Here is a 10,176-nt window from a genome sequence, read left to right on the forward strand (position 1 = left end):
TTCCCCCTCCACAATCGCCGTCAGAAACCCCGCCAGATCGTCGGTGACGAAATCGACATCATCCTCATTGGCCGGGTCGCGCTCCCAGATCTCGGAAAAGGTCGGCTCGAAATTGCGCGGCACGATAAGCACCGTGGTCATGCCGAGCGACTTCGGCACCGACAGGTTACGGGCAAGGTCTTCGAACATCACCGCATTGTGGCCGGTGACGGCGTGGAGTTCGGCGAACTTCTCGTAGGTCTGGCGCGCCGGCTTGGGATTGAGCCCGGCGGCGACGATGTCGAAGATGTCGTCGAAATGGTCGAGGATGCCGAGTTGGCGCGCGGTGCGCTCGGCGTGCCTGCGGTCGCCATTGGTGAAGATGAACTTGCGGCCCGGAAGCTGGCGGATGGCGGTGCCGAGAACGGGGTCTGGCACCAGCCATGAATAGTCGATGTCGTGGACCTTCTCGAGGAAATCATCGGGGTCGATGCCATGACGTGTCATCAGGCCGTTCAGCGTCGTGCCATATTCGCGGTAGAGTTCCTTCTGCAACTTGCGCGCATCGTCGCGCGGCAATGCCAGCAGCTCGCCGACATAGGCGGTCATCTTGACGTCGATCTGCGAGAACAGATTCGAATGATGCGGATAGAGCGTGTTGTCGAGATCGAAAACCCAGTCGGTGACATGGGCGAAGCGGGCGGGGTCAGGGAGCGTGGTCATGGGCTCCTTATGGCATGAAACGCGCATTCCGGAAGCGACTTTATCCACAACTTCTGCTCGTTGAGGTTGCGTAAATCGCCTCACGATTCAAATTTTAGGCATCTGGGAAAGGTGGCCTTTAGGGCTTGCTGGCAGAGAGGCAGTCTTGTGGGAGCAAGCGATGAACAGCATAATTCTGAGATCCGCCGCCGTTGCTTTCGCCTCAGTCGCGGCCTCTCTCCTGCTGACCCTGATCATCGTTCCGGCCATGGGATTTCCGGTCAACCGCACGATCTGGCTGACCTCCACCCTCTGTCCGCTGGTGCTGGCGTGGGCTGCCAGCGCAAGCACTTTCTGGCAAAGCGACAGGCTGAAAAACGCGCATCGCGATCTCGCCCGAGCCCATGCCCAGCTCGCCGCCGCGCATCGCCGCCTGGCGGAAAAGGCGAGCCGCGACGACATGACCGGCATGCTCAACCGGGAAAGTTTCTTTGCCGCGCTCGACGGTTCGCGCCGCAAGTCCGATCGCGGCGCGCTGCTGATCATCGATGCCGACCACTTCAAGACCATTAACGACAATTTTGGCCACCTGACAGGTGATGACGCGCTGCTTTTGATCGCCAGCGCGATCCAGCGCGGCGTGCGCAGCGGCGATGTGCTCGGCCGCATCGGCGGCGAGGAGTTCGGCGCCTTCCTGATCGGCGCCACCGAGCAGGAGGCCAAGCGCGTCGCCGAGCGAATTCGCCGCGAAGTGGAGCTGATCCGCTTCCGGCCCGTCGACGAGCGGACCATTCCGCTCACGGTCAGCATCGGCGGCACTGTCTGCGGCGAGGAAGCCAGTGTGTCGGAGCTGATGCGCGCCGCCGACCGGCGCCTCTACCAGGCCAAGCACCAGGGCCGTAACCTGACGATCATCGACACCGGCATTTCCGAGGCGGCGTGATCCGATCTGCCGCAACCGGCCTGTTAAGAAAATTCTAACCCTGTTTGCACTCGGTTGTACCGCTTAGCCGGGTTTTCACTGCTTTGCGGCCAGACTTGGCACGATACTGGCTTCCACGGTGATGCATGTGTCGTTCCGGGAATTGCCGTTCTGGGAACGCCATGCAGTGCCGAAGCCCAGCCGAGAGACGAGCCATGAGTTTCATCATCAAGAAAATGTCACGCCGCGCGCTCGTGCAGGCGTTGATCGCATTGCCTGCCCTGTCTTTGTTCCGCAAGCTGCCTAATGCCGATGTCGCCGGTCCAAAGCCCGACCCTAACGAGATCGTCGAGGTCAATGGCTGGATTCTGAGGCGGGGCGACCTGGCATGATCTTCGACAGCTACGAGGCGTATCGCGCCGCGAACTTCACCCCAAAAGTGTGCATCCTAGGCTCCGGTCCGGCCGGCACGACCATTGCCCGCAAGCTTGGCGCGGCCGGCATTCCGGTGGTGGTGATGGAGGCCGGTCCGCGCGAATTCAGCGACGAGTCGCAGGACTTTTACCGTGGCAGCACGGTCGGCGATTTCTATTTCGATCTCGACATAACCCGGCTGCGGTTGATGGGCGGCAGTTCCAACCACTGGGCCGGCTGGTGCCGCGTGCTCGACAAGCAGGATTTCGAGCCGAAGGCCTGGGTACCCGATACGGGCTGGCCGATCCGCCGCACCGACATCGAACCCTATCTGCCGGAAGTGCGCGACATTCTCGACCTTCCGGCCCTCCGGCCAGATGTGCCGATCTCGGACGACATTCACTGGGTGCAGCTGATCAAGAGCCCGGCCGTGCGCTTCGCCGAGAAGTTCGGCGATGAACTCGACAAGGCCAAGAACATCGCGGTGGTGCTCAACACTTGTGCCACCGAACTTTCCGGCGACGGCAAACGTGTGACGGGCGCCAGACTGTGGTCGAACGGGCAGGATGCCGGCTCCTTCAGTGCCGACTATTTCATCGTCTGCACCGGCGGGCTGGAGAATTCGCGGCTGCTTCTGTGGTCGAACCAGCGTTCGAACGGCGGCGTCGTGCCGAATGCGACGGCGCTTGGCCGCTACTGGATGGAGCATCCGACCTTCGAGGGCGGCAACGCGATCCTGGCCGACTACAACGCGTTCGAGGTCGACGCCGTCAATGAGGCCTTCTTCTCGCCGACCCTTGCCGCCATGGAGCGGCTGCAGATCATGAATTTCGGCATTCGGCTGATCGAGACGCCGTATCCCGGCGTCAAGAGCCTTATCGCCGACCTCGCCTGCACGGCACCCGACATGGCCGAGTGGATGTCCTCCAAGCTCAGTCAGAGACTGCGCTGCGCCGCCCAGCTCTACGTCGCCTGGGAACAGGCGCCGCTGGCCTCCAACCAGATCGAGTTGTCGAAGACCGATGTCGACCATGCCGGCGTGCCACGCATCGAATTGCACTGGAAGAAATCGGAAATGGAGCGCCGCACCCTGCTCGAAGGGCTCAGACTGTTCGGCATGACGCTGATCGAGAAGAATCTCGGCCGCGTGCGTATTGCCGACTGGATCAGCAATGGTCAGGATTATCCGACCAACGACGAGACGGCGGGCCATCATCACATGGGCGGCACGCGCATGGGCACCGACGTCAGCAAGAGCGTGGTCGACGCCAACTGCAAGGTGCACGGCATGGACAATCTCTATGTCGGCGGCTCCTCGGTGTTCTGCACGTCGGGCCAATGCAACCCGACGACGACGATCACCGCGCTGGCCTGCCGGCTGGGCGAGCATCTGAGCAAGGTGGTCACCGCCTGACGGCTGCAGGGCAACTGCTGCCTAGAGCGTCGCCGGATCGAGGGCCGGCTGGTCCTTGCGGCGGGCGACGATTGCCGCGAAATCGGCGGTCTGGAAGGCATCGCGCAAGGCGTCGAAGGACGGCAGCACGAAATAGGCGCGCTGGAACTTGTCGATCTCGTAGCCGGTGCGCATCACCGTTTCGAGGTCGAAGGGCACGTGGTGGGCGTCCTTGCCTTCGACCGCGAACTGCAGCTCGGTAAACGACGACATCAGGCCGGCGCCAAAGGCCTTTAGCGGCTGGCCGGCCTCCTGCATCAGGCCGTATTCGGCCGTGTACCAATAAAGCCGGGAAATCATCTCGTCGCCGCCCAGCGCGATGATGTTGCCGGCCTTCTCGCCATATATCTGCATGAAATCGGCGAACACCGGTTGCGACAGCGCCGGCACGTGGCCGAAGAAGTCATGGAACATGTCGGGCTCGACAATGTAGTCGAGCTCCTGCCTCGTCCGCAGCCAGTTGGTGACCGGGAAGCGGCGACCGGCGAGATGATCGAAAAACGGGGCCGCGGGAATGAGACCGGGCACCGCGACGATCTCCCAGCCGGTCAATTTGCGCAGCTTGGCGCTGACCTCGTCGAAATCGGGAATACGGTCGAGCAGGCCGAGTTTTTCGACGCCGTCGAGATAGGAATGGTGGGCGAGCCTGCGCGTCAACTTGGTCTGGCGGTCGCACAGCGTGCGCCACACCGCCTGCTCTTCTTCGCTGTAATCGTAGCCCTGGGACACGGTGAAATCGGCGCGGCAGACCGAATAGTCGCCGCGCAATCCTTGCGCCGCGCAGTCGCGGGCATATTCGGCAACGCTCATCGTCGTCATGGTTTTTCTCCTCGCAAATCATCAATGGCTGACGTGCCGAAAAGGCTACCCGGATTTGCCGAGGCAAATCGGTTTTGATGATGGCTCGAACGGAATATTTGGGATAACATCCACTCACAAAACCCTCTATCGGAGTGAAAATGCCTCAATTCGACGATTTCGAGATCAAGATGCTCGATGTCCTGCAGCGCGACGGGCGCAAGCCGGTTTCCGAACTGGCGCAAGAGATCGGCCTGTCGACGACGCCGTGCGCGCGGCGCTTCGAGGCGCTGCAGGAGGCCGGCATCATCAAGGGATTTGCCGCGGTGATCAGCCGCCGCGCGGTCGGCCTGATGGTCGAGGTGTTCATCCAGGTGCGCCTGGTCAGCCACAGCGACGGCTCGCCCGAAAGCTTCATCGCCGCCGTGCAGCGCATGGACGAGGTGTCCTCGTGCTGGACGATGACCGGCGACCACGACTTTCTGCTGCATGTCATGGTGCCGTCGGTCGACGAGCTCAACGCTTTCGTCATGCACCGGCTGATGCGGCTCGACGGCGTGCGGGACGTCCACACGCAGTTGGTGCTGCAGAACATCAAGGGGCCGGGCCATGTGCCGCTCGGGCATCTCAGGCGATGACAATGCCTCTCTTCGCACTCCTTGGGGAAAAGCGTGTCCACATCGCCGGCCAGCTTGCGTGGACCAACCGCCCAGAGGTCCGCCATGAAAATCGTCCTGATCAATCCGCCGCACACCGCCATCGGCAGCCGCGTGCCCGACGATCATTTGCCGCCGCTCGGCCTGCTGGCGATCGGCGGGCCGCTGATCGATGCCGGCCATCAGGTGCGCCTCGTCGACGCCGAGTTTGGGCCTATGCCGCTGGATGACGTCGTACGCAACGCACTGGAGGACCACCCCGACTTCGTCCTGATCGGCCATTCCGGCTCGACCTCGGCGCACCCGACCGCCTTGCTGATTGCTGAGCAGATCAAGCAGCGGGAGCCGGCGACCATCATCATCTATGGCGGCGTTTTCCCGACCTATCATTGGCGCGACATCCTGGCCGCCACCGATGCCTTCGACTTCATCGTGCGCGGCGAGGGCGAGGCGACCGTCGTGGCGCTGGTCGAGGCGCTGGAAATGCGCCAGCCGCCGGCGAGCGTGGCCGGCATTGCCTATCGCGACGATCTCGGCCGTCCCGTCGCCACACAGGCGGCCATGACCATTGCCGACCTCGACGCCTACCGCGTCGGCTGGGAGCTGATCGACCATACCAGTTACAGCTACTGGGGCGGCAAGCGCGCCGTGGTCATGCAGTTTTCGCGCGGCTGCCCGCATCTGTGCAACTATTGCGGCCAGCGCGGCTTCTGGACCCGCTGGCGGCATCGCGATCCGGTGAAATTCGCCAGGGAGATCGCCTGGCTGCACCGCGAGCACGGCATCGAACTGATCAATCTCGCCGACGAGAATCCGACGGTCTCGAAGAAGGCCTGGCGTGCCTTCCTCGACGCCCTTATCGCCGAGAACGTGCCGGTGCTGATCGTCGGTTCGACCCGTGCCGACGACATCGTGCGCGATGCCGACATCCTGCATCTCTACCGCAAGGCCGGTGTCATCCGCTGGCTGCTCGGCATGGAAAACACCGACGAGCAGACGCTGCAATTGATCCGCAAGGGCGGCAGCATCTCATCCGACCGCGAGGCGATAAGGCTGCTGCGCCTCAACGGCATCCTGTCGATGGCGACCTGGGTGGCCGGCTTCGAGGACGAAGGGTTCCGCGACCTGTGGCGCGGCTTTCGCCAGCTCATCGCCTACGACCCCGACCAGATCCAGGCGCTTTATGTGACGCCGCATCGCTGGACGCCGTTCTTCCGCATCGCGCGGGATCGCAAGGTGATCCAGCAGGATGCGCGCCTGTGGGACTACAAGCACCAGGTGCTGCAGATGACGCAGCTGAAACCCTGGATGCTGTTCTTCAGTGTCAAGCTGATCGAGCTGGCGGTGCAGTCGCGGCCGAAGGCGCTGGCCCGCATCCTGTTCCACAAGGATCCCGAGCAGCGCCATTCGATGCGCTGGTACACGCAGATGGGCCGCCGCGTGTGGTTCCGCGAGGTCTGGGGCTTTCTGGTCCGCGACATCAGGGTGAAAGACGGCCCGACGCTGGCCGAATTCTGGGGCGCGCCGCAGGACGCCGAGGAGGAATCGATGTCCGTTCGACGCCCGGTACGCAAGCTGGCACCGCCCGAGGTCACGATTTTGCCGAGTGCCTGACTGTTGCTGTGCCCTGGTTAAGGGGTGTTGAGATTCAGGTCAGGCCGAGCCGAAAACGGTGGCTTTCGAGAACCGGAGCGCAGCGGACGTTCGGGTCCGTGAGCACCGGAAGCGGAGAAAGTCGCCGTTTGCAGGCCGGCATCACCTGAATATCAATGCCCATCAAGGCACGATCAGCGTGCCGGCACCGTGCTCGGTGAACAGTTCCAACAGCACCGCATGCGGCGTCTTGCCGTTGAGGATGACGACGCCTTCGACACCGCGTTCGATCGCTTCGATGCAGGTCTCGACCTTGGGGATCATGCCGCCCGAGACCGTGCCGTCCTTGATCAGCGCCTTGGCCTCGGCCACGGTCAGTTCGTCGATCAGCTTCTTGTTCTTGTCGAGCACACCAGGCACGTCGGTGAGGAACAGCAGGCGCGTCGCCTGGCAGGCGCCGGCAATGGCGCCGGCGAAGGTGTCGGCATTGATGTTGTAGGTGTGGCCGTCGCGGCCTGGCGCCACCGGCGCCAGCACCGGGATCATTTCGGAGCGTGCCAGAAGATCGAGCAAGGTGCGGTCGACCTCGACCGGCTCGCCGACGAAGCCGAGATCGAGCACGCGCTCGATGTTGGAGTCCGGATCGATCATGGTCTTGCGAGCCTTTTCGGCGAAAACCATGTTGCCGTCCTTGCCGCAGAGACCGATCGCCCATTCGCCCTCGGCGTTGATCAGCGCGACGATCTCCTTGTTGATCGAACCGGCCAGCACCATTTCGACGATCTCGACCGTCTTCTGGTCGGTGACGCGCAGGCCGCCCTCGAACTTCGATTCGATGCCCATCTTGGCCAGCATGGCGCCGATCTGCGGGCCGCCGCCATGGACGACGATCGGGTTGACGCCGGACTGCTTGAGCAGCGCGATGTCGCGCGCGAAGGCCTTGCCGAGTTCGATATCGCCCATGGCATGGCCGCCATATTTCACCACGACCGTCTTGTGTTCGTAGCGCTGCATGTAGGGCAGCGCCCGCGACAACAGGGCTGCCTGCATTTCGGCGGTGGCGGTTATTTCCGTCATCGGTTTGGTTCCCGGCTTTTTATTTTAAGCACGTCGTTGTCTCAAAACCGCTGGACACTTTTGGGCGACATGCATCAGGTAAGGACGGCGGCGTCTTAGCGGGAATTGGCGCCGCCCGCAAATGGCTTTGCTGTCATATTCAAGCGCTTCACGACCTCGTCATCGTGTCGGCACCATCAGCGGCGCCCTGCGGTCCAGCCAACCCGAGATCTTCTCCATCTGCGCGGCGAGCGACAAAAGCGTCTCTTCGTCGCCCGGACGGCCGGCCGCCTGGACGCCGAGCGGCAGGCCGGCGTCAGTGACATGGACCGGCAGCGCGATCGACGGCTGGCCGCTGACATTCTGGATCGCCGGCCAATGGGTGAACCAGAGGCTCTTGTCCATCAATTGGCCGAAGAACGGCTTCAGCTTCAGCAAGGGTGTCAGGTGAAGCTTGTCGAGCAGGTTCTCGATGAGCTCGTCGGCGCCTTTCGGATCCATGGCGCCGCAGGCGAGCGGCGGGTGGGCAATGACCGGCATCAGCACGGCATCATACTGCGCGGTCTCCGAAATCAGCTGCCGCGAGGCGGCATGCAGCCGCTGCAGGTCGGCATAGGTCTCGCCGGCCGACACTATTTCGCCGAAGCGGGCGAGCACCCGCGTCGCCCGCTCGATGTCGCCGGTAACGGAACGGCCGACACGCAGCGCTTCGGCCCGCATCGTGCCGGCGACTGCGGAGGCAACCGTCCTGCAGAAATCGGCGAAGAACTCGCGGCCGATAAAGGGCAGGTCGATCTCCTTGACCGTGTGGCCGCCCTCGCGGGCAAGCGCCATCGCCGTGTCGAGCGCCTTGAGCGTCTCGTCCGAGATCGGCAGGCCAAGCGGGGATTTGCGGTACACGGCCAGGCTGAGCTTGCCGGGATCGCGCGCGGCAGCGGCCGCGAACGTGCCCTTCGGCGGCGGCGCGGCATAGGGCGACAGAGGATCGGACCCATGGGTGAGGTCGAGCAGCAGCGCGCAATCACGCACCGAACGGGTGAGCGCATGGTCGACGACCATGCCGTACCAGCTTTCGCTCACCAGCGGCGTCAGCGGGGTGCGGCCGCGCGACGTCTTCAGGCCGACAAGCCCGGTGCAGGCGGCAGGCACGCGGATCGAGCCGCCGCCATCGGAGGCATGTGCCACCGGCACGACGCCGGCTGCGACCAGTGCAGCCGAACCGCCCGAAGAGCCGCCGCTGGTGTGACCGGTGTTCCACGGATTGCGGGTGATGCCGAAGGCCCTGGATTCGGTCATCAATCGAAGCCCGTGCTCCGGCGATATCGAGGTGACGATCGGGATAAGCCCGGCAGCGAGATAGCGGTCGGTCAGCACCGAATTGACATCGGCCAGCCATGCCGGAATGCGGCTGCCGCCATGCGTCGGCACGCCCTTGATGGCGATGCCTAGATCCTTGATGGCGAAGGGAACACCGGCCAGCGGCAGCGAGGGGTCGACGGTCTTGGCGCGGGCCCGCGCGGCATCGTAGAGCGGCTCGGCCGTCGCATTGATGTCGGGACGGGTGGCCTCGGCGCGGGCGATCGCGGCGTCGGTCAGCTCGACGGCCGAAACCTCGCCCTTGCGGACCAGATCGGCGAGGCCCGCGGCATCTTCCTCCCAAAGGATCCGTTCGACCGACATGCGCGCTCCCCCACCACTGAGGGCAAGCTAGCCAGTGGCGATTCCATTGGCAATCGGTCGACGGACCCGGCTGGCGACACACAAAAGCTTAGGCGTGCACAAGGTTATTTCCGCCGTTGCAAATACATTGCAATCGCCTAACTTGCCGCAGATGACGCCGCAGGACATCACCAAGCTGATCGTCCGGACTTCGATGAAGGATCGGGCCGCGTTCGATCTGCTTTACCGGCAGACCAGCGCGAAACTTTTTGGCGTCTGTCTTCGTGTATTGAACGACCGGGGAGATGCGGAAGAAGCGCTACAGGAAGTCTTCGTCAAGATATGGACGAAGGCGGATCGTTTTGCCGTCTCCGATCTAAGCCCGATCTCCTGGCTGGTGGCAATTGCGCGTAATCATGCGATCGATCGCATACGAGCGCGGCGCAGGCCTGCCGCCGACCTCGATGCCGCGCTCGACGTGGCCGATCCGGCGCCGGGGCCTGAAGCGATGGCGGTGGCGGGCGACGAATCCGAACGTATCCACCATTGTCTCGATGAGTTGGAGAAGGACCGGGCAGCCGCCGTCCGGGGCGCCTATCTCAAGGGCGAGAGCTATGCCGAACTGGCGGAGCGCCATGGCGTGCCGCTGAACACGATGCGTACATGGCTGCGCCGCAGCCTGTTGAAACTCAGAGAATGTCTGGAAAGATGACGCTGGCAGAAGACACAGGACCGGAACGTGGAGGCGACGACCTGCTCGCCGCCGAATACGTTCTCGGCGTGCTCGATGCCGACGAACGCCAGATCGTCGCCCGCCGCATCGATGCGGATACGGTTTTTGCTCGTCTTGTCGAGGGCTGGGAGGTCAGTCTCTCGCCGCTGGCCGCCGCCTACCCGAAAATCGAGCCGCCGGTTTCGGTGAAGACCGCGGTCGACCGCCGGCT

10 protein-coding genes and 1 pseudogene are annotated in these 10,176 nt (G+C 63.5%); 7 read left to right on the forward strand and 4 right to left on the reverse strand.

The features are described 5' to 3' along the window. A partial coding sequence (locus tag EOB49_RS27495; protein ID WP_127382835.1) for a pyrimidine 5'-nucleotidase occupies positions 1-702 on the reverse strand: 702 nt, incomplete at its 3' end. A 160-nt stretch (positions 703-862) separates the two neighbouring features. Here EOB49_RS27495 and EOB49_RS27500 point away from each other — a divergent pair. From EOB49_RS27500 to EOB49_RS27510, 3 genes are all read left to right on the forward strand, one after another. Continuing rightward, the gene (locus EOB49_RS27500) at positions 863-1,624 is read left to right on the forward strand and encodes a GGDEF domain-containing protein (protein WP_127269432.1); all 762 of its coding nucleotides are present in this window, start codon (positions 863-865) and stop codon (positions 1,622-1,624) included. A 194-nt stretch (positions 1,625-1,818) separates the two neighbouring features. Further along, complete coding sequence (locus tag EOB49_RS27505) at positions 1,819-1,995, forward strand: hypothetical protein (protein WP_127382831.1); 177 nt, start codon at positions 1,819-1,821, stop codon at positions 1,993-1,995. Further along, complete coding sequence (locus tag EOB49_RS27510) at positions 1,992-3,431, forward strand: GMC family oxidoreductase (RefSeq protein ID WP_127382832.1); 1,440 nt, start codon at positions 1,992-1,994, stop codon at positions 3,429-3,431. Before EOB49_RS27505 ends, EOB49_RS27510 begins: the two co-directional genes overlap by 4 nt. Positions 3,432-3,452: 21 nt before the next feature. On the opposite strand, the gene phhA is transcribed toward EOB49_RS27510, so the two are convergent. Next, positions 3,453-4,289, reverse strand: a complete 837-nt coding sequence (gene phhA, locus EOB49_RS27515; RefSeq protein ID WP_127382833.1) for a phenylalanine 4-monooxygenase — start codon at positions 4,287-4,289, stop codon at positions 3,453-3,455. A gap of 140 nt (positions 4,290-4,429) precedes the next feature. On the opposite strand from phhA, the gene EOB49_RS27520 reads away from it, so the two are divergent. Beyond that, the gene (locus EOB49_RS27520) at positions 4,430-4,906 is read left to right on the forward strand and encodes an Lrp/AsnC family transcriptional regulator (RefSeq protein ID WP_027040109.1); all 477 of its coding nucleotides are present in this window, start codon (positions 4,430-4,432) and stop codon (positions 4,904-4,906) included. An 84-nt stretch (positions 4,907-4,990) separates the two neighbouring features. Continuing rightward, positions 4,991-6,538, forward strand: a complete 1,548-nt coding sequence (bchE, locus tag EOB49_RS27525) for a magnesium-protoporphyrin IX monomethyl ester anaerobic oxidative cyclase (protein ID WP_127382834.1) — start codon at positions 4,991-4,993, stop codon at positions 6,536-6,538. A gap of 162 nt (positions 6,539-6,700) precedes the next feature. Here bchE and argB read toward each other — a convergent pair whose 3' ends face one another. Beyond that, the gene (gene argB, locus EOB49_RS27530; RefSeq protein WP_013528489.1) at positions 6,701-7,594 is read right to left on the reverse strand and encodes an acetylglutamate kinase; all 894 of its coding nucleotides are present in this window, start codon (positions 7,592-7,594) and stop codon (positions 6,701-6,703) included. A gap of 159 nt (positions 7,595-7,753) precedes the next feature. Then, complete coding sequence (locus EOB49_RS27535; protein ID WP_127318330.1) at positions 7,754-9,253, reverse strand: amidase; 1,500 nt, start codon at positions 9,251-9,253, stop codon at positions 7,754-7,756. A gap of 151 nt (positions 9,254-9,404) precedes the next feature. Here EOB49_RS27535 and EOB49_RS27540 point away from each other — a divergent pair, with 151 nt between their 5' ends. Both EOB49_RS27540 and EOB49_RS27545 read left to right on the forward strand, forming a co-directional pair. Continuing rightward, positions 9,405-9,944, forward strand: coding sequence for a sigma-70 family RNA polymerase sigma factor (locus tag EOB49_RS27540; protein WP_127382836.1), 540 nt, complete (start codon positions 9,405-9,407; stop codon positions 9,942-9,944). Continuing rightward, positions 9,941-10,176 (forward strand): annotated as a pseudogene (locus EOB49_RS27545) (anti-sigma factor); the annotation flags it as partial. The gene EOB49_RS27540 and the pseudogene EOB49_RS27545, both read left to right, overlap by 4 nt.

The organism is Mesorhizobium sp. M7A.F.Ca.MR.148.00.0.0, assembly GCF_003997735.1.
Lineage (GTDB): Bacteria > Pseudomonadota > Alphaproteobacteria > Rhizobiales > Rhizobiaceae > Mesorhizobium.

What these genes read in the sequence shown, in the direction of transcription:
- EOB49_RS27500 (WP_127269432.1), top strand. Translation starts at nt 863, where the DNA reads ATGAACAGCATAATTCTGAGATCCGCCGCCGTTGCTTTCGCCTCAGTC.
- EOB49_RS27505 (WP_127382831.1), top strand. Translation starts at nt 1,819, where the DNA reads ATGAGTTTCATCATCAAGAAAATGTCACGCCGCGCGCTCGTGCAGGCG.
- EOB49_RS27510 (WP_127382832.1), top strand. Translation starts at nt 1,992, where the DNA reads ATGATCTTCGACAGCTACGAGGCGTATCGCGCCGCGAACTTCACCCCA.
- phhA (WP_127382833.1), bottom strand. Translation starts at nt 4,289, where the DNA reads ATGACGACGATGAGCGTTGCCGAATATGCCCGCGACTGCGCGGCGCAA.
- EOB49_RS27520 (WP_027040109.1), top strand. Translation starts at nt 4,430, where the DNA reads ATGCCTCAATTCGACGATTTCGAGATCAAGATGCTCGATGTCCTGCAG.
- bchE (WP_127382834.1), top strand. Translation starts at nt 4,991, where the DNA reads ATGAAAATCGTCCTGATCAATCCGCCGCACACCGCCATCGGCAGCCGC.
- argB (WP_013528489.1), bottom strand. Translation starts at nt 7,594, where the DNA reads ATGACGGAAATAACCGCCACCGCCGAAATGCAGGCAGCCCTGTTGTCG.
- EOB49_RS27535 (WP_127318330.1), bottom strand. Translation starts at nt 9,253, where the DNA reads ATGTCGGTCGAACGGATCCTTTGGGAGGAAGATGCCGCGGGCCTCGCC.
- EOB49_RS27540 (WP_127382836.1), top strand. Translation starts at nt 9,405, where the DNA reads ATGACGCCGCAGGACATCACCAAGCTGATCGTCCGGACTTCGATGAAG.